We start from the raw sequence: 20,085 nt of genomic DNA on the forward strand, positions 1-20,085 counted from the left end.
AAGGCAAATACCTCGGCAACTAATTTATGAAACATGACTAATCATTTTCAAAAAGATGGCGACGGAAATAGAAAGGAAATACCTTGTGGCCGGCGATTTCAGTAGAGAAGTGTTCAGTGCGGAGCGTATCGTGCAAGGTTACATTTGTTCCCAGCCCGGCCGGACAGTACGTGTCCGTATTCGTGGAGACAAGGGGTTTTTGACGATTAAAGGCCCTTCGGATGAAAAAGGCTTGAGCCGTTATGAATTTGAGCAAACCATCCCGCTGGCTGATGCCGAGGAATTGCTAAAGCTTTGCGAACCGGGCGTTATCGACAAAGTTCGTAATTTGGTTCGTCGGGAGTCACATATTTGGGAAGTCGATGTCTTCCACGGGAGCAACGAAGGCCTGATAGTGGCCGAAATAGAACTGGCCTCGGAAGACGAACCTTTCGAACGTCCGGAATGGCTGGGGGCAGAGGTCAGTGGCGACCGCCGGTATTACAATTCCATGCTCACGAAACATCCGTTTACAACTTGGTAAAATGTGCCGGAAATAGTATCTTTGTCAATAATTGGAATAGGATAAACATCCCGCTGTTCGCGGCGGATTGTACTGATAAGATACTGAAACGAATAAACAATAAAACACCATGAAGAAAAAATTCATACTCTCTCTGGCCGCCGTGGTTTTCTCTCTGCCGGTTGTGGCCGATGAAGGAATGTGGCTGTTGCCTTTGCTGAAACAACAGAAGTTTCCGGAGATGCAGGCACTTGGACTTAAATTGCAGGATTACGATATATATAGCCCCGACTCGGCTTCTCTGAAGGATGCCGTTGTGATATTCGGCGGGGGCTGTACCGGCGAGATTGTTTCGCCTGACGGTCTTTTATTGACCAATCATCATTGCGGATACAGTCAGATACAGAAGCATAGTTCGCTGGAACATGATTATTTGACGGATGGTTTTTGGGCCATGTCGCGCGAACAGGAACTACCTAATCCGGGATTGACTGTTACTTTTATCGACAAGATAGAGGATGTGACGGATTATGTGATGAAAGAATTGGAAAAAGATACCGACCCTAATAGCATGAATTTCCTTTCTCCCAAATACCTGAACGGCTTGGCCAAAGAGAAAGTGGGTGAGAAGTTCTTGCAGGATAATCCCGGAACTGAGGTTGAAATCAAGGCTTTCTATGGCGGAAATGTCTATTATATGTTCACTAAAAAGATTTATTCGGATGTCCGCCTTGTCGGTGCTCCGCCTTCGGCTATAGGAAAGTTCGGAGCGGATACGGACAATTGGATGTGGCCACGGCATACCGGTGACTTTTCCGTCTTTCGTGTTTATGCCGATGCCAATGGCAATCCTGCGGAATATTCCGAAAACAATGTCCCGCTACGTCCCAAACGTTGGTTCAAAATATCCATCAAAGGTGTGGAGGAAGATGATTATGCTATGATGATGGGCTTCCCCGGACGTACGAATAAATATTATACATCTTGGGAGGTGGCCGAACGGCGGGATATAGATAATACGGTGCGCATCAATATGCGTGACCTGCGTCAGAAAGTGATGCTGGAGGAAATGTTGAAAGACCCTTCAGTGCGTATCCAGTATTCCAGTAAATATGCGGGTTCGACAAATGCTTACAAGAATGCTATCGGCTGTAACTGGGCTATCGGGAAACGGAATTTCGAACAAGTGAAGAAAGAAGAACAGGATAAATTGATTGCTTGGTCGAAGAAGATGTGTGAACCGGCTTATCCGGAAGCTCTTCTGATTCTGGAGCAGATTATTTCCGACCGTAAAGACCTGCGTTTCCGTAGTTGGATGTTGGATGAGGCAATTAGCCGGGGTATCGAATTTAGCAAGGTTCCGACAAGCGTGCAGTCGGTCATTAATGCCCTGAAAGAGAAAGACCGGGAAAAGATTCGCGAACAAATGCATCTGCTTGAGTTGGCTTATCACCGGTTCGCAGATAAAGATTATGCGCCGGAAGTGGATAAGAAGATAGCCAAAGTGTTGCTGAAAGAATACTGCCGCCAGATTTCTCCTAAAAAGCAACCGGCTTATTTCTCTTTGATTGATAAGAAGTTCAAAGGAGACACGGATTGTTTTGTCGATTATCTATTTGAGAAGTCTATTTTCGGGAGTGAAGATAATTTCAATAAATTCAAAGCCCGTCCCTCTGTCAAAGCCTTGGAGCATGATCCGATGATACAATTTGCCCGGTCTGTTCAGGATGAGAAAAATGCCATTGCCGCTTCTTTGAAAGATTTTGAAGATGGCTATTCGTTGGCTCATCGGACATACGTGAAAGGGTTGTTGGCCATGTATGGCAATCAGGCTAACTTCCCGGATGCTAATTTTACACTCCGTTTGACTTACGGACAGGTAAAAGGATATAGTCCGCGCGATTGTGATTATTACGGTCACCAGACTACTCTGGACGGAGTGATGGAAAAAGAAGATTCGACGAACTGGGAGTTTGTGGTTCCCGAACGTCTGAAGGAGTTGTATAATACCCGGGATTTCGGCCGTTACCGGATGTCGGATGGAAGAATGCCGGTCGCTTTCAGTGCTACCACCCATACGACAGGGGGTAATTCCGGTAGTCCGGTATTGAATGCCAATGGCGAACTGATTGGCATCAATTTCGACCGGAACTGGGAAGGTGTAGGAGGCGATATTCAGTATTTGCCCGATTATCAACGTAGTATAATTGTCGATATCCGGTATGTCCTTTTCCTGATAGATAAGTATGCCGGAGCCGGTTATTTACTGGAAGAGATGGAGCTGGCAGAATAGCTTATTGTTTTTTCTCTTCCAAACGAGTGAGAGAACCTATTATCATATCTTTGGGAAGATCCGGATCGGTTTTCATCTCGACATCAACAGTATCATGTTGGATTTTAACTATTTGTTCTTTATATCCTATATATGAGAAGGTTAAATATTTAGTGGTATCTTCTATCGAGAGGGTATATCTTCCGTCCATTCCGGCAATTGTACCGTTGGTTGCGAAAGCGGAAGTGCCTTCGCGTACGCTTGCTCCAATGGCCAATTCACCTGAATCGCAAGTTACAATTCCGGTTATAATCCTTTTGTTTTGTGTAGTATCGGGAAGTGTCGTATTGTAATACTTTTTACTACATGTGGTAAGTAATCTCTGAAAACCGTAAGACTTTTGCGGAAGAAGCGGAAGGTTTTTCAATGGATTATCTTCTTCGGGGTACGAAAAAGGGGTTGCCTGACTTTTTATCATCAGGCAACCCCTTTTTGTAATATTTCCTATTTGAATAGTTAAAACATACCTTTTTCCAAATCAGCTGCTTTTACACGGAATACATATCCGTTACGCGAAAAAACAAGTTCGCCGTCTTCTTTCTTTTTCTGGTTAACTAAACGCTGAAAAGCTATATTGGCACCTTTCACTATATTCTCTTCAAATTCTCTTACTTCTTGCTCATTCATGATGTTCAAGTTTTGTATAAATAACTGAATTATATATCTCTTTTTTTTCGCTCCTGAAGCCTTTGGCGATTACTTCCATCGGCGACATAGAGTTGTCTGTTATCATCCAATAATCACAAATGGGGATATATAGTTCAAAGAGATTATGAATACCCGCCTCGTAACGACGACGAATTGTACTCTCCGGAATGTTATGACCTCCGGCTGCTACTCTCATTTTAACTCGTTCCACTGCCAAATCCGGCGTATTCAACCAGAAATAAAGCAATGTTACATAATACCCTTCCCTTTGTGCTTCCCGTATCAAGTTTGCGACCGAACGGGTGGCCAGCGTAGTTTCCATCGCGAACGTCTCGCCGGCGGCGATTAGTTCTTTAATACGTTTATACATAATACGACTGGCTTCAACGGCTACCGCGATACTATCAGCATTAAAAGGGGAAAGCCCCTTGGCAATCTCGTCGGAATTGACAAACTCCTTGCACTTCAGCATTTCCGGTAGAATTGTGAAGGAAGCGGTTGTCTTACCTGCTCCGTTGCATCCCGATATTATATATAAGTATGGCACTATTTGCTGTTTTAACGTGACAAATATAGATAATAGTTTTATATGTTGTATACTTTTATTCTCAAAAATCGTGAAAATGTGCAGAAAATGTACTGGTAAGTGACCGGTTTGTTATGGAAACACCCGGTTTGGTGTGATTTAATACCTTTGTAAATGTCTTGCAATAGAAGGTTATACATATAGTAAGTCGCTCATTATGCTATCAGAAATGAAGATTCCCTGCTTGGATAGTTTCAAAGTGTCATTTTCGAGGGAAAGTAGTCCTTGTGTTAAATGTGGGGAGGCCATCTCCAAACAATAGGCAAATTTTTTTTCTCCGAACAGCTTTTTCAGGTCGGAAAGTTTCACTCCCCACATGGTTCGAAGTCCGGTTATGATAAAATCATTGTATCGGGTGTTAATATCCAGTTCCTCTTTTTCGGTATCGGGCTGGTTTTCCGAAATGCCTTTCAGGTAATGGGGAAGAGAGGATATATTCCATTGTCGGTTTGTTCCGTTGTACGAATGAGCGGCGGGGCCGAGGCCGAGATATTTCTTCCCGGTCCAGTATGCGCTGTTGTGACGGGAAATAAAGCCGGGACGGGCAAAGTTGGATATTTCGTAATGTAGGTAGCCGGCATCGGCCAATATATATATTAATGTAGAGAAAAACGATACGCTCAACTCATCCTCTACGGGGATTATCTTTTCGGCTTGCATCAATCTATAGAGAGTTGTCCCTTCTTCATAGATTAAATGGTAGGCGGAGATATGGGGAATATCCAGCCGGAGCGCATCACGAAGGTTGCTTTCCCACTCTTTCTCGGTTTGTCCGGGTAAGCCATATATCAGGTCGATACTGATATTATGGATATCGTTATCCTTACATCGTTCGACGGCTTGAAATGCTTGTTCGCGGCTATGACGCCGGTTCAGGAAGCGCAGGTCTGCCTCTTTGAAACTTTGTACCCCCATACTAATCCGGTTGAAGGGAAATAAGCGGAGATTGGCTGCATATTCGGCGGTCATATCGTCCGGATTGGCTTCCAGTGTGATTTCGGCGGATGTGTCGACTGGAAATATACGGTATATGGCTTCGAATATCCGGCTAAAATCGGCTGCTTGCAGCTGGGAGGGCGTTCCTCCCCCGAAATAAATGGTTTCGAGGGATTCGTCTCCGAGATAGTTTTTTCTGAGTTCCATCTCCTGAATGATTGCGTCTATATATGGTTCTTTATACTTCATTTCCGTATTGGAATAGAAGTCGCAGTATAAACACCGTTTGGCGCAAAAGGGAACATGGATGTAAAGACCTGCCATTTTTAGATGCTAAAAATATTAGAAAAGCAAAGATAGGCAAATCTTTTCATTGTGATGAAATATTTGTAATTTTCATATTATCGGGAGATTACGTGCGGACTGTTAAATAACATAGTTCTCAAACACCGGGTGATAATTGCTTTTCTCCTTTACAATCTCTAATTTGCGCCTCGTGAACAAACGGTTCACAAGTCAATCATTATTGTTAAACACAAATTATACCTTGATATCATGAAAGTATACCAAACAAACGAAATCAAGAACATCTCTATCTTGGGAAGTTCGGGCTCTGGGAAAACCACTCTCGCTGAAGCTATGCTTTACGAGGGTGGAGTTATAAAACGTCGCGGAACTGTAGACGCAGGAAATACAGTGAGCGATTATTTCCCGGTTGAGAAGGAGTATGGTTACTCGGTGTTCTCGACCGTTTTCAGTGTAGAATGGCAGGATAGAAAGTTGAATTTCATTGATTGTCCGGGTTCCGACGATTTTATCGGAGGAGCAGTTTCCGCCTTGAATGTAACAGATACCGCTTTAATGGTTCTGAATGCCCAGTATGGCGTGGAAGTAGGTACAATCAACCAGTTCCGGTATACCGAACAATTCCATAAGCCGGTTATTTTTGTTGTCAATCAATTGGATAACGACAAGGCTGATTATGACGGGACTATTTCCCAGTTACGCGAACAGTGGGGAAGTAAGATTGTTCCAATCCAGTATCCGATTTCTACGGGGGCATCTTTTAATGCCGTAGTTGACGTTCTGAAGATGAAGATGTATCGTTGGAAGCCGGAAGGAGGCGTACCGGATGTGTTGGAAATCCCGGCAGAGGAAATGGATAAGGCGATGGAACTTCATAAGGCACTCGTTGAGGCTGCAGCTGAAAACGATGATATGTTGATGGAAAAGTTCTTCGAGGAAGGTACGTTGAGTGAAGACGATATGCGTGCAGGTATTCGTGCCGGTCTGGTTATCCGAGGCATGTATCCGGTGTTCTGTGTTTGTGCGGGACGCGACATGTGCGTACGCCGTACACTCGAATTTCTTGGAAATGTAGTTCCTTGTACCGATAAAATGCCACGTCCGGTAACAACTTCCGGCGTGGAAGTAACTCCCGATTCCAACGGGCCGACCAGCTTGTTTTTCTTTAAGACGACGGTGGAACCGCATATTGGTCAGGTGTCATATTTTAAAGTGATATCAGGGAAAGTAAAAGAAGGTGATGATTTGTTGAATGCCGACCGGGGTTCGAAAGAACGTATTGCGCAGTTATTTACTGTTGCCGGCCAGACTCGTGTCCAGGTGCCGGAAATGGTTGCCGGCGATATAGGTGCTACCGTTAAACTGAAAGAAGTGCGTCGGGGAAATACTCTGAATGGGAAAGGATGCGATTATCGTTTCGACTTTATAAAATATCCGGATCCGAAGTTCCGTCGTGCCATTAAGCCGGTGAATGAGGCCGATGCCGAAAAGATGATGGAAATTCTGATGCGTATGCGTGAAGAGGACCCGACATGGGTAATCGAGCAATCGAAAGAATTGAAACAAACGATTGTTTCCGGTCAGGGTGAATTCCATCTGCGTACCTTGAAATGGAGAATTGAAAATAATGATAAATTGCCGATTGAATTCTTCGAACCGAAAATTCCGTATCGGGAAACAATCACAAAGGCATCCCGTGCCGACTACCGTCATAAGAAACAATCCGGTGGTGCGGGCCAGTTCGGTGAAGTTCATCTGATTGTTGAACCGTATTACGAAGGTATGCCGGCTCCGGATACTTATCGTTTCGGCGGACAGGAATTTAAGATTAGCGTACGCGACACGCAGACAATTGATTTGGAATGGGGTGGAAAACTGGTATTTATAAACAGTATCGTAGGGGGCGCCATCGACGCCCGTTTCCTACCGGCTATCCTGAAAGGTATTATGGCACGTATGGAGCAGGGACCGTTGACTGGTTCGTATGCCCGCGATGTGCGCATCATTGTCTATGACGGAAAGATGCACCCGGTTGACAGTAATGAAATTTCGTTCATGCTGGCTGGCCGTAATGCTTTCAGCACAGCCTTTAAAGAAGCCGGTCCGAAAATTTTGGAACCTGTATATGATGTGGAAGTCTCGGTCCCGGCTGATTATTTGGGCGACGTAATGAGTGATTTGCAAGGACGTCGTGCCATTATCATGGGTATGAATAGTGAAAAAGGCTACGAAAAGCTTTTAGCAAAAGTGCCTTTGAAAGAGATGTCTACGTATTCGACTTCTTTAAGTTCCATCACCGGTGGACGTGCTTCATTTACAATGAAGTTTGCCAGCTATGAACTGGTTCCGTCGGATGTTCAGGAAAAGTTGTTGAAGGCATACGAGGCAACTCAGGCAGAAGATTGATTTTGGATCTTTTAATAATTAGGAAAGGCTGCTCCTGTGAAGGAGTGGCCTTTTTTTCTGTTTGTCCGGTAAGGGCATACTGTAGCAACTGAAAATGAAAAGGTTTCTTCATCTTGTTGTTGTCTGAGTGTAATATAGATTGTGTTTTTTTGTAGCGTGTTAATAAAAAGAACATGAAACAACGAAAATACTATCCGACGATTGTCCTTTCGGACATTCACTTGGGATCAGAGCATTCCAGGACAGAGGAGGTGACTAACTTCCTGAAACATGTAAACTGTGACCGTTTGATACTGAACGGTGATATTATCGATGGCTGGCAATTGCAGAAATCCGGCAAACGCTGGAAACAACAACATACTGATTTTTTTAAGGTCTTGATGAAGATGATGGAAAAGCAAGGAACCGAAATTATTTATGTTCGTGGAAACCATGATGATTTCCTGGATAATCTGGTCCCTTTTTCTTTTTCTAATCTCTTTATTGTGAAAGATTATATCCTGAATAGTCATGGCAAACGTTATCTGGTGACGCACGGAGATATTTTTGATACGATAACGACAAATATGCGTTGGCTTGCTATGCTAGGGGATATCGGATATACATTTCTGCTTTGGTTGAATCGGATTTATAATCAGAAAAGAGAAAAACAAGGAAAACCCTATTTTTCTCTCTCACAACACGTCAAACATAAAGTGAAAAGTGCCGTTTCGTATATTTCCGATTTCGAGAAAGAACTTGTTAAGCTTGTGGAAGTGAAGAAATTGGATGGCATTATATGTGGACATATTCATCAGGCAGCTAATGTCTGGTATGGGAATATCCATTATTTGAATTCCGGAGATTGGGTGGAAAGCCTGACAGCTCTGGTAGAAAATGAACAAGGAGAGTGGAGCATTGTTTCTTATGATAGAGAAGTGTATACGGAAAAAGAAACAGCCGTATCGAAATTATTTTATGCGGAAGTCGTATGAAAATACTGTTTATTATACAAGGCGAAGGCCGGGGACATTTGACTCAAGCTCTTTCACTCCGTCGAAAATTGGCAGATGAAGGTCATCAGGTTGTCGGTGTGTTAGTCGGTAAAAGTCCGGCAAGGCATCTTCCTGATTTTTTTAGCGATAAAATAAATGCTCCTATTTATACGTTTGAAAGTCCGAATTTCTTGCCTTCGGCTAAGAATAAACAGGTTAATCTGGGGAGAAGTGTTGCTTATAATCTGTGCCGGTTGCATAAGTATGTAACGAGTATATCTTATATTAACCGGATGATAAAAGAAACACAGGCGGATGTGGTAGTCAACTTTTACGAGTTGTTGACTGGTTTGACCTATCTGTTTTGCCGTCCGAGGGCAATCATGGTTTGTATCGCGCATCAGTATCTTTTTCTGCACCCGGATTATACATTCCCTAAATTAAATTCTGTTTCGCTTGCATCATTGAAATTTTTCACTCGTATAACGGCAATCGGGTCTACGAAAAAATTGGCCTTGTCTTTCCGTAAAATGCGGGAGGTTCCGACAAAGAGAATCATCGTTGTTCCTCCGCTTTTAAGAAAAGAGGTGTTGGAAATGAAACCAGTCCGAGGTGATTATTTGCATGGGTATTTGTTAAATAGCGGTTTCAGTGAGGAGATACGGATGTGGCATAATACGCATCCATCTGTCAACCTGCATATTTTTTGGGATAAGAAAAATGTCCGTCAGGAAGTAAAGGTGGATAATCATCTTTCCTTCCACCAATTAAATGACACTTTGTTTGTTCATTATATGGCAGGCGCCAAGGCGTTTGCTACTACTGCCGGCTTTGAGTCTGTTTGTGAAGCAATGTATCTGGGAAAACCGGTTCTGATGGTCCCGACACATATTGAACAGGCTTGTAATGCGTATGATGCCTCTTTGTCAGGCGCAGGCGCAGTAGCCGGCCGTTTTGATTTGGATGCGTTACTGGAGTTATCGGAGACACATCAGCCTAATATTTCTTTCAACCATTGGGTAAAACAGGCGGATTGGCTTATCCTTCGTGAATTTCGTCCGGACCTATTAATGGAGGAGCACCCAACTACTTTCTGGCATCGCTTAATGGTGGGGTGGATTTATAAATTGGGAAAATCTCTTCCGATTTGAACTGATATTATTTGACTGATATCCGGTATCTAAGTGTATGTCCTTACACAAGAAGATACCGGATATCAGCTTTTTTGTAGCTGTTTAATTTGTTCGCATCAGGATAATCTGTTTTCCTCTATTTTGCTAAAGCTTGTTTGATATCCGTAATGATGTCGTTTACATTTTCGATACCGACTGACAGACGGATAAGGTCGGGTGCTACGCCAGCTTCCATCAACTGCTCATCTGTCAGTTGGCGATGTGTGTGGCTGGCCGGATGAAGCACGCAGGTACGGGCATCGGCAACGTGTGTGACGATACAAATCATTTTCAGATTATCCATAAAGCGGATGGCATCTTCACGGTTTCCTTTCAGGCCGAATGCAATTACGCCACAAGTGCCGTTCGGCATGTATTTTTGTGCCAGTTCGTAGTATTTGTTACTTTTTAATCCTGGATAGTTTACCCATGCAACTTGATTGTTCGCTTCCAACCATTCAGCCACTTGCTGGGCGTTTTTGCAATGTTGCGGCATGCGCAAATGCAATGTTTCCAGGCCGAGGTTGAGTAAAAAAGCATTCATCGGGGCCTGAATAGAACCGAGGTCGCGCATCAATTGGGCGGTTGCCTTGGTTATATATGCCATTTTCCCAAATGCTTTTGTATAAGTTAATCCGTGATAGGATTCATCCGGTTGTGTCAGTCCGGGAAATTTATCGGCGTAAGCATCCCAGTCGAAGTTTCCGCTGTCGACGATTGCACCGCCTACGCAAGTGGCATGACCATCCATATATTTGGTTGTGGAATGAGTCACGATATCAGCTCCCCATTCGAATGGACGGCAATTGATAGGTGTCGCGAAAGTATTATCTACAATCAAAGGAACGCCATGACTGTGTGCGATACGGGCAAACTTTTCGATGTCTAATACACTCATACCAGGGTTAGCAAGTGTTTCACCGAATAATGCTTTTGTATTGGGACGGAAAGCGGCAGAGATTTCCTCTTCCGAAGCATCCGGTTCAATGAATGTTACCTCTATTCCCAACTTTTTCATCGTAACTCCGAACAAATTGAATGTTCCGCCGTAGATAGTAGATGAACAAACCATGTGGTCGCCAGCCTGGCAGATATTAAAGACAGCATAGAAATTAGCTGCCTGACCGGATGAGGTAAGCATAGCACCTACGCCCCCTTCCAGGGCAGCTATTTTAGCGGCAACGGCATCATTGGTAGGGTTTTGCAAACGGGTATAGAAATAACCGCTTTCTTCCAAGTCGAAGAGTTTTGCCATTTGTTCGCTGGTGTCATACTTAAATGTTGTACTCTGATAAATGGGCAGGACACGGGGGTCGCCTTTTTTAGGTTGCCAGCCTCCTTGCACGCAGAGGGTTTCCGGCTTTAACGAATTGTTCATTATAATAATGTTTTACTGTATATTTGTTATTGTTGGGCAAAAATAAGGAATAGTTTTGTAGTATCACAATATCTTCTTCTGTAAAATACGAAACCAGACAAATGAGACTATTCCTTTCAACATACTGGAAATACTGATAGCCCACCATACTCCGGCTACCCCGAACCCCAAAGCTGTCAGTCCGATAGCCAAAGGAACTCGCAGACAATTGAATATGATGCTGATAACGGCTGGAGGAACTGTTCGTCCGGTTCCGTAAAATAATCCTTGCATCGTTATTTCCAACATCATGAATAGCATGGAATAACCATCGATACGAAGAAAAATTCCTCCAGCTTCATAAGCCGTCTTTTCCGGTACAATCAGTGAAAATAATTCACTGCCGAAGCAAACAAACAGAAGGGTACAAAGAATACCGAATATAGCTGTCATCTTCAGTGTCGTATGGTATGCGCCCAAGACACGCTCCTTTTCTTTTGCTGCATAGTTTTGGGCCACAAATGCGCTTAATGCCGTACTGAAACCTTGTGAGGTATTCCATGCAATGGCTTCAATTTGCCCGCCGGCTGTCAAGGTAGTGAGTCCGATGTGCCCTCCGTAAGTAGAGGCTGTCCGCCCCATCATGATATTTATGATTGCAAATAAGGTGTTCAGCATGGCAACGGGCAATCCCAACTGGAATATTTGTTGCGTGTATTTCCCTTTGAGACGGACAAAGAAAGGAAAACCACCAAACAGAATGCCTCTTTTTTTAACTTGGTAAACGAATAGGGCGCAAACGGTTCCTTCAGAAATCCAAGTAGCCCATGCCGCTCCGTTCGTTCCCATGTCGAATACGAATATCATAATCGGGTCCAGTATAATATTCAGTATAAGACCACATCCGTTGATGTAGAAGGGTATTTTACTTTGTCCTGCTGCATTGTGGATACCGGTGAATGCTGCTGATAAAAATACAAAAGGAAAAGCTGTCGATACAATTCTCAGATAGTTTACAGCATTATTTGCTATCGGAGGTTCCAGTTTGTAAATGTTGATGACCGGATGGGCGAATACAAATAGAAGTAGTCCCCAACAAAGTGATATAATCAAGGCAATAGTCAGATTATGGGAGGAATAAGCCCGTGCGTTTTCTATGTTTTTTGCACCGATACTTTGTCCGACACTTACTTCAGAGCCCACCTTGTTCAGTAGGGCTATAGAATATGTCATCCATACAAGGATACCGACAGCTCCGACAGCGGCAACAGCTTCACTTCCGAGGCGACCTACCCAGGCCATATCGGTTATACTGTATGCCATCTGGATAAAAGAAGTCCCCATGATAGGCAGGGCCAGATTGAATAATTGTCGTCTAATCGGTCCTTCTGTCAGATTTTTTGTTCCTTGCATAATCTATTTCTTTACTGTGCCAGTGAGAAACGAAGACTAATACCATAATTGGAATTCGACGTCGGATAAGAAGCGCTTGAAATAAGCGGTTCATTAATCTGAATGTCATAGAATGCACGAATTGTCAGGGCACGGCTGAGCCCATAATCGGCAGAGAACTGCAACGTCTTGGCAATATTACCGCTTGTTGCTTGTGTGAATCCATCTTCAATTTTGCGGATTAACGACTGCATCTTATTATAAGAGAAGTCCAGCCGGACAGTCAGGTCATTACTGAAATCACGTGTTTTCTTCATCTTCAAGACTTTGTTGAACTCTGTCAGTTTGTACCCCAAGCCGATAGTCATTTTCTTTGATAAACCTTCTACCAACTGGTAAGATGTCGTGTTCAGGCTCAAATTTCGCGTTGTCGTATAGTCAGCTCGCAACGTGATGTTGTTCAATAAGGTCGCATCCGCTCCTAACAATGGACTGAAACTTTCCGTAAGACTAACCGTCGAAATAGAATAAGGAGACGACGGACTTGGATTGTCATTCAAAATAGACTGGATATACCCCAGTCCGTCCAATCCGGCATCCACCCAATTCAGGAATGAACTGTAAGCACCTACAGAATAAGTACAACGGTATTGATGGCTTAACGTTACACTTTTGAAATATTTCTTGATAACCGGAATTTGTATCAGGCCGTCATAAGTCATACGCCAGTTCGGGAGCAAACTACGTAATGACGGGAATGCTGTCAGGCCTATTTTCCCCGGGTCTTTTCCGGTGTAAGCAGCCAGAAACGCCGGTATCAGAACATCAGCCGAATTCTGGTTCACTCCGTTTATATTATTTTCACCCGGATTATATGGACGTCCGCCTAATCCTTGTTCTTTGATAAAACCTTGGTTCGGATAGTTCAGACCGGAATATTTTTGTTCCAGTCTTTGTGCTATGATAGTACGATTTGCCAGGAATTTGTCGAATGTTTTGGAGGAATAGTTATTTCCTGCATTACCGCTGCCGCTCAGGGCACTCCCTAAAGCGATTGTTGTCATGGTAAAATTTCCTCCCCGCTGTTCCGGCATACCATCGTACATGTATTGAATGTCCGTACTCCGGGTATCATTACGAAGAGCATTGAGGTCGATTTTTAATCCGGTGAAGGGTTCGAGGTTCGCTTGGATATTCAGGTTTTTGGTACTGGTCATGACGGCCGGAGTCAGATTACTCTCGGCACTTTCGACCAACCAGCCTTTATCCGAAGCCTCATCGATATAACTCCTGCGAACACTACCGAAGGCAAAACCAAGTCCAGGTGTTAGACCGATAGACGAACGTTTTTGACCGAAAATATCACCAATTTCAGGACGGAAGCCAGGTAACATCATACCTGCCGTATTCGTGAACTGAATATTGAAACGACGGACCATCATCAAGAAACGGCTACCATATTCTGCTGTTTTATACAGGAAATCTTCTGTTGGAGCCGGTCCGGGCACAATCGTTAATTTCAGGTGGGCCGTATCCTTGTTGGTAATCACTACTTGCGCATAATTGAGCGGTTTATATTTGATAGCATACACACGCCCATCAGCTCCTCGTGCAGTAATCTGAACCTTTTTGGTAAACATTCCGTGTTCAACTATTGTACCACTGTCGGTATTCAATGTAATTTCTTTTTCGAGTTTCGGTTTTTTCTTCTTTTCGCTCTTCGTCGTTGTGGCCCGGGTATTACCGAACTTTTGATTGACTTTTTTCAAGAACTTGTTCTTGTTGTATAACGAAAGTAAGTTGAAACGGCTTTGTAACTGGAATTGACGTTGGTTCTTAATCGTATTTCCCAACTCCAAATCTTCACTGACAGTCGCACCGCGATACCAATTGTAAGTGGCATCATAGTTCACGGATGAGGTAATCCAGTCCAACACAGGAATAAATTGTGTCGGAAGTTGCCAGGTAGCCATAAAACTTTGGTCATATTGCATAGGAGTACCCAAGTCGGCAATACTTTTCTTAACAGAGTCTTTCCAAACTTTGTATAAATCCGGTTCGAGTTCTTTGTTTACTTGAACATAAGGTTCTTCGATACGGGCATTAGTTCCGGAAGAGAATCGGATGTTCAGGTTATTGGTGAATGCCCAATTTAGGCTGAATGCCCGATCCCAATAGAAGTTTTGGCTGAACGATACCGGTATTTCATTCTTTATCCCCGTATTTGCAGCATTCAAGTCGCGTAGCTGCAACTCGTAATAATTACGCATCATGGCCGTTTGAAAACTGATGGAAGGAGCCGGGTTAAATGCCAGTTGCTTGATATAGCGGGTATATCCATTATTTTTCTTTAGTTTATCGAATGGTTTGAGAGGCTTTATATATGGAATATAATTGTATGCAAAGTTTGCCCGATAATCCTTCGTTGTTTCATATTCCGTTTCCGGATTCTTTTTGCTGTTGATACTATATGAATAGCCCAAAGTAAAGTTCGCCGGATCGTATGGCATCGGAGTTTTGCTTTTGACGTCAACACGTACATTATTGAAAGATACGCTTTTGATAATGCTCTTGTCTTGTGCGTAGCTACGTATGGAATCTTTTTCCGCTTGTGTTTCTACGGCATTGATTGCATCTTTCAACTTAATATCTTGATCCAACGGATTATATTTCGGGTCGTTCGTCTCTTTTGAATAAGCGTAATAGAAGGGGATGCTCACTTTCGCCTTTTCCGGGAATAGTTTTCCTAATTCAATAGTGGTGGCGATATTGTATTGTTTGAAATCTTCCAGGCGACGTTCGTTCAGCGATTGATCCAAAGCACCGAAACCGGCCGTTTCTATACGTCCTCCGACATTGACCGTTCCCAAGTCGGAGAGGGCAACATTCAGATTCGCATTTGCAGCCCATCCTCCTTCTTCATTGAAGTCGGTCAAACGCAGTTCGTTTACCCATACTTCGGCACTTTTCTTTTCTTTCGAATTATTACGGACACCAATCATAATTGTTTTTACTTCCGAGAGGCTGGGATTACCAACAATACTAATCCTGTTTCGTGTATTATCCGGATCATATTCCGAATAGACATTCTGGAAGGTCACATCTGTTTGTCCGCTACGTTTTGCTTTGTTCCGGTTAAGTTTCAAGTCTGTTAATACTTCCAGCCGGAAGTTCAGCATATTCTCAGCCGGCCATACAGCTTCAGAAGTTTGTAACCCATTCAGTGATGTGAGCTGCAAGGGTACTTCATATTCGTAATAGTTATTCTTATAGTCTGACCCCAAACGAATGAATACAGACATTTCTCCGTTCCCCAAGTTGGTAAGGTTGTCGATAAATGCCTCGGCATGCGTAAACATTTGCATCCGCTTGTACTGGCGCAAGTCGTAGTTTGTATTTTTGTACACAGCAGTTGCATCCATAGGATACAGGTCGGTTACCTTTAGAGAAAGCGATTGTTCGTTTTCTTGGCGTACTTGCGGCTGGCTCGGGTCGAGTACACGGTCCACACCTGGAGGCAACACATAATTGACGGGTTTACGATCACCGTTTTCTTCGAGATTGACAGTCGATACTTCCAAGGTTGCCTTGGCTGCCGGGGGCATTTTCGGATCGGAAAGATCCTGTTCGTACGAACGCCATTCGCCGCGAACCAGACGCAAGGTCCCGAAACGGAGGACTACCGAATCGCGGAAACCTGTCATATACATACGCATAAAGCGAATGGTTTTGAAGTCATTAATGGAACCAACTCTACGGTTATACTTCCGGATAGGTATTTTAAACTGGTACCAGTTGACTTTTTCTTCTGTGCCATTCGCTAAATTAACTGTTGCAGTACGTTTGTCCACAATAAAGTTAGAGCCCACAATCGAATCTTTTGGGCGGATGGAAACTTTATATTCAAAGTACTTTTCGTTTTCATTCAATGTATTATCCTGGTTCAGGTCTTCTACATCGGGTGTAGAACGGGCTGCTGTACTGTAACGTTCGGGAGAATCTTCAACCTCCCTGGAGTTTCCTTCGGTTCCGTTGTATCGTTTATAACGGGTGAGGATATCCACTTCTTCGCTATCGTAATCCGAGCCTCGGAAATAATGGAATTTATCGCCGGCAGGATCAAAAAATGGGGATAATTGCAAGGGGTCATTTTTCATTTGTTCTAAAACACCGGCGGAAAGACGTTGTTCCAGCTTTGCCAGATATTCCTGATAAGTAGGGAATTGGGCTTCCTCTTCGGATGAAAGACCGTTTAGGCCGACATCTTGCAATCTGCGGGCCCCAGAAGTGTTATCGAATGCATAAACCGTACTTTGTTGTTTAGGCACTTTTCCCCAAACGGTTGTATCAACTCGACTATTATCTCCGTCAACAGGTAAACCGTTTTCGAAGAATTTCTTTTCATCTTTCAATATATCTTCGGAGACTTCTCCTAGGTTGAAATAAAGATCCCCACCGGGTGATTCCGGATTATAAATAAAAGGATCAAGCATCCAGAATTCGATGTATTCTACATTTGCCGTTTCAAAATCACTCTGATCTATCTTACGCATCATGCCGCCGAAACGTTTTTCCGGGTTCGATAATGTACCGTCCGGATTCATCCCGTCAGCATCCAGATTGTACGGTCCGCGTTCTTGTGGGTAATAGGCTACGTTCAGTACTCTCAATGTATTACTTTCGCTAAGAGTTGTTTGCCGTTGTGGAAATAATTCGCTCATTTGTACGGAGCGTACGTAATGATTCGACAATTGATTTTTGTCGATATGCTTCGGGCGCAGGGAGGAATTCTGTCGTGTAAAAAGTCCGTCGATGTAGTACCAGGCCAACAATGCACGATTCTTGCCATAGTCAATATTGTTAACGAGGCTGGCTTCCGGGAAAAGAGGTGAGGAGCCATCATCGTATGGAACACTGGACAGTTGCCAAGGGTACGGGTCTTGCAGGTCGAAATTACTTTGAGTGGATTCGAAGTCATCTAAATAAGAGTATCCGCCAGTCGTTTTACTTTCATAATGACCGGCAATCAGATGGGCAAATTCCGCATTAAATGATATCTGACTTGGTTTTGTCAGGTTAAGTAGCGGCAGTTTATCGAATACATTCGTCAACCATTGGCTTTCTCCTTTATAAGCTGTGTTTAGCCCCCAAAGAGTATTTTTTATGGACTCGTCTCCCATCACTGTTTTGGTGGTCAATGGCATTTCGGACATGTGCATGATAGTAGCTCCCAGCATGAATTCTTTGCTTAACTGGTAGTTCAGGTCTAACCCCATCATTGTCTTGCGCTGCATATTGTAAGCCGTTTGGTTTTCCAGTGAAACACTAACTGGTGTACCTGCGGCAATAATACTTTCGTTCAGGATTGTAACGATACCAGATGTATAATCGACGGTGTAATCCACATTTTCGGTCAGTACAGCTCCTCCGGCTGTTACACGGACCGAGCCTCTGGCTACATTGCTTGCACCCAGTTGTATTTCAGCTCCGGAGGAGGCTTTGTATTCTCCCCGCATAATGAATTTATTCTTTTCGGCAATCTGACGGGCTACCGTCAATGTTGAGTCGTAAAGCTCCTGATAGACATATTTGTCGGCAATTGCATCGTTACCGATTTGTTTACGCAGATAGGAACCGAATGGTTCAACACTCGGAAAAATAATTTTCCCATTTTCTGATAATACTGTATATCCCTCGATAAAGTCGAAGAAACCATCTGCATGACGTTCATTATTAGAATCCAAGTTGTCCAGATTCATTACACGAAGTAGAATTTCTTTAGCCCTGTTTCCTTCAGGCAAATAATTAACATAAGTACCTGTCGTATCGCTTTGATAGAGGATATCCAGTTTAAACTTCTCTTTTTGTACCGAATATGCTCCGAGTGAGTATACGTTCTTCATCATCAAGTCCCAGAACGGCATATCTGGGGACATACTTGTTCCTTTCAATAACTTGACGTACAAACAAGAGGAAGTAGCTTGTGCGTTATCTGTTGAAAATTCACCAACTTGGTAAGTCTGTCCGTCCGAATAGGTATAATCGTAGGCGACTCCTAGCACTTCATCCGCTTGTAACTGGGTTTTTAGTGAGATGTATCCTAACTGTGCATTGATAGTATATTCGGATGCATCCAGTAATCTGGCGCTTTCCACTTTTTCGTAGTCTGTTCCATTTATCAAAAAGCCTCCGATAGCCTGATTGACGGTATTTATGTCACGTGCTCCGGCATATTGGTCAACGATGGTCTGATAAAGAGTATTTGTTTTGTTGTAAGGTATGTCTTTATTGCCTGGTGACGGTTGAAATTGATTGTTAAAGATATGATTATGTTCAGCTAAGTCGGAGAAAGCGACAATATTACGTGCTTGGTCGTAATTACTTCGTTTGTTGGTTATCCAGACTTCAATCCGATTAATTTTGATACCGGAAGCAACAGAAGGTAAGCTCCTGACAGAATTTTCGTAAGTATCACGAAAATATTGTGAGAGGAAGAAGTGACGGTTTTCGTCATATTGGTCGATGGTTAGTTCGAACGGCTTTGTCTGTACTCCCCCTTTTGAGTTGACAGTTTTCGATTCCGATTCCTGCTGAGCAAATAATGCGTTAACCCTCAGTTTTCCGAACTGAAGATCTGTTTTCATACCAAACAGGGCTGCACCACCATTAATTAACGAATTACTTGTCGTCATGCTAACATTACCGGCTTCCAACGATTTGATGATTTCATCTTCTTCGCCGGTATAAGCCAATTTTAGCTTTTTGGAATCAAAGTCGAAAGATGTTTCAGTATTGTAATTCATTTCGAAATTAACCTTACTACCGACAGATGCGTTCACATTCAGCTGTACATTTTCATCGAAGTTGAAAAATGTACGGTTGCGTGCACGTTCAGGTAGAGAAGGGTTTTTCGTTTTGTTCTGCTTCAATCCTAGTGTTACTTCAGCTGAACCTTGTGTTTTGACCCGGACGCCTCCGGGGCCGAATATACGTTCCGCGGCTCCGATGTTGAACTGCATATCGGTCAGATTGAATTGATTGTTAGCCGCTTTTTGAAATTCTTCTTCATTTTTCTGCCGATAGTAGGATTGAATAGACTTTTGAAGGCTATAATCCTGATATTCTTCAGGTGTTAACACGATAGGGGTGGTCAACTCCATCTCGCCCAGTTTGGAGCGGACCACATAAGTCCCTGTCCGGGTGTCATATTCGATTGTAGTTTTTACGTTATCCGGTGTTTTTAAATCGACTGGCGATTGTTCGAGCATGTCTTTGTATCCTTCAGGTACTGTTTTCGCTACCGGATAACGGGTGACAGAAACCGTATCATCCGGTGCGTTTAGTACTTCAAAGTCAGGCATTGAGGCTGTATAAACCAGATAGTCTGCATTCAATGAATACAGACCGATGCCGAACATAAGAATAATAGTCCAGAGTATATATTTTAGTGTCTTCTTCTTCATTCGTTAGAATT

The 20,085-nt window shown here is 43.3% G+C and carries 12 protein-coding genes; 5 read left to right on the forward strand and 7 right to left on the reverse strand.

From position 1 onward, the window contains the following. Positions 1–55: 55 nt before the first annotated feature. Both DW103_RS02635 and DW103_RS02640 read left to right on the forward strand, forming a co-directional pair. Positions 56–523, forward strand: a complete 468-nt coding sequence (locus tag DW103_RS02635; RefSeq protein WP_122274111.1) for a CYTH domain-containing protein — start codon at positions 56–58, stop codon at positions 521–523. A gap of 109 nt (positions 524–632) precedes the next feature. Next, the gene (locus DW103_RS02640; protein ID WP_122274112.1) at positions 633–2,795 is read left to right on the forward strand and encodes a S46 family peptidase; all 2,163 of its coding nucleotides are present in this window, start codon (positions 633–635) and stop codon (positions 2,793–2,795) included. Between the two features lies 1 nt (position 2,796). Here DW103_RS02640 and DW103_RS02645 read toward each other — a convergent pair whose 3' ends face one another. From DW103_RS02645 to hemW, 4 genes are all read right to left on the reverse strand, one after another. Then, positions 2,797–3,252 carry a carboxypeptidase-like regulatory domain-containing protein gene (locus tag DW103_RS02645; RefSeq protein ID WP_122274113.1) on the reverse strand — a complete coding sequence of 152 codons (456 nt, stop codon included), beginning with the start codon at positions 3,250–3,252 and terminating at the stop codon, positions 2,797–2,799. Between the two features lie 38 nt (positions 3,253–3,290). Continuing rightward, complete coding sequence (locus DW103_RS18220) at positions 3,291–3,461, reverse strand: hypothetical protein (RefSeq protein ID WP_199652948.1); 171 nt, start codon at positions 3,459–3,461, stop codon at positions 3,291–3,293. After that, entirely contained in the window at positions 3,454–4,029 is a 576-nt protein-coding gene (locus DW103_RS02650) for a zeta toxin family protein (protein WP_122274114.1), read from the reverse strand. Before DW103_RS02650 ends, DW103_RS18220 begins: the two co-directional genes overlap by 8 nt. A 171-nt stretch (positions 4,030–4,200) precedes the next feature. Beyond that, on the reverse strand, positions 4,201–5,328 hold the full coding sequence (hemW, locus tag DW103_RS02660) for a radical SAM family heme chaperone HemW (RefSeq protein ID WP_122274115.1): 1,128 nt from the start codon (positions 5,326–5,328) through the stop codon (positions 4,201–4,203). A 231-nt stretch (positions 5,329–5,559) separates the two neighbouring features. On the opposite strand from hemW, the gene DW103_RS02665 reads away from it, so the two are divergent. From DW103_RS02665 to DW103_RS02675, 3 genes are all read left to right on the forward strand, one after another. Next, positions 5,560–7,716, forward strand: coding sequence for a translation factor GTPase family protein (locus DW103_RS02665; protein WP_122274116.1), 2,157 nt, complete (start codon positions 5,560–5,562; stop codon positions 7,714–7,716). Between the two features lie 173 nt (positions 7,717–7,889). Continuing rightward, positions 7,890–8,690, forward strand: coding sequence for a UDP-2,3-diacylglucosamine diphosphatase (locus DW103_RS02670; protein ID WP_122274117.1), 801 nt, complete (start codon positions 7,890–7,892; stop codon positions 8,688–8,690). Further along, positions 8,687–9,841 carry a glycosyltransferase family protein gene (locus DW103_RS02675; RefSeq protein WP_122274118.1) on the forward strand — a complete coding sequence of 385 codons (1,155 nt, stop codon included), beginning with the start codon at positions 8,687–8,689 and terminating at the stop codon, positions 9,839–9,841. The genes DW103_RS02670 and DW103_RS02675 overlap by 4 nt, the downstream gene beginning before the upstream one ends. Positions 9,842–9,959: 118 nt before the next feature. Here DW103_RS02675 and DW103_RS02680 read toward each other — a convergent pair whose 3' ends face one another. The 3 genes from DW103_RS02680 to sprA form a co-directional block, all read right to left on the reverse strand. Then, positions 9,960–11,240, reverse strand: a complete 1,281-nt coding sequence (locus DW103_RS02680; protein ID WP_122274119.1) for an O-acetylhomoserine aminocarboxypropyltransferase/cysteine synthase family protein — start codon at positions 11,238–11,240, stop codon at positions 9,960–9,962. A 63-nt stretch (positions 11,241–11,303) separates the two neighbouring features. Then, on the reverse strand, positions 11,304–12,632 hold the full coding sequence (locus DW103_RS02685) for an MATE family efflux transporter (protein ID WP_122274120.1): 1,329 nt from the start codon (positions 12,630–12,632) through the stop codon (positions 11,304–11,306). Between the two features lie 11 nt (positions 12,633–12,643). Next, a complete protein-coding gene (gene sprA / locus DW103_RS02690; RefSeq protein WP_122274121.1) occupies positions 12,644–20,074 on the reverse strand; it encodes a cell surface protein SprA in 7,431 nt (2,476 codons plus the stop codon). Positions 20,075–20,085 lie beyond the last annotated feature (11 nt).

This window comes from Parabacteroides sp. AM08-6 (genome assembly GCF_003473295.1).
Lineage (GTDB): Bacteria > Bacteroidota > Bacteroidia > Bacteroidales > Tannerellaceae > Parabacteroides.

Bases quoted from the DNA above. Each gene is read 5' to 3' on its own strand.
- DW103_RS02640 (WP_122274112.1), top strand. From the start codon at position 633: ATGAAGAAAAAATTCATACTCTCTCTGGCCGCCGTGGTTTTCTCTCTG.
- DW103_RS02680 (WP_122274119.1), bottom strand. From the start codon at position 11,240: ATGAACAATTCGTTAAAGCCGGAAACCCTCTGCGTGCAAGGAGGCTGG.
- DW103_RS02635 (WP_122274111.1), top strand. From the start codon at position 56: ATGGCGACGGAAATAGAAAGGAAATACCTTGTGGCCGGCGATTTCAGT.
- DW103_RS02675 (WP_122274118.1), top strand. From the start codon at position 8,687: ATGAAAATACTGTTTATTATACAAGGCGAAGGCCGGGGACATTTGACT.
- sprA (WP_122274121.1), bottom strand. From the start codon at position 20,074: ATGAAGAAGAAGACACTAAAATATATACTCTGGACTATTATTCTTATG.
- DW103_RS02645 (WP_122274113.1), bottom strand. From the start codon at position 3,252: ATGATAAAAAGTCAGGCAACCCCTTTTTCGTACCCCGAAGAAGATAAT.
- DW103_RS18220 (WP_199652948.1), bottom strand. From the start codon at position 3,461: ATGAATGAGCAAGAAGTAAGAGAATTTGAAGAGAATATAGTGAAAGGT.
- DW103_RS02670 (WP_122274117.1), top strand. From the start codon at position 7,890: ATGAAACAACGAAAATACTATCCGACGATTGTCCTTTCGGACATTCAC.
- DW103_RS02665 (WP_122274116.1), top strand. From the start codon at position 5,560: ATGAAAGTATACCAAACAAACGAAATCAAGAACATCTCTATCTTGGGA.
- DW103_RS02685 (WP_122274120.1), bottom strand. From the start codon at position 12,632: ATGCAAGGAACAAAAAATCTGACAGAAGGACCGATTAGACGACAATTA.
- hemW (WP_122274115.1), bottom strand. From the start codon at position 5,328: ATGGCAGGTCTTTACATCCATGTTCCCTTTTGCGCCAAACGGTGTTTA.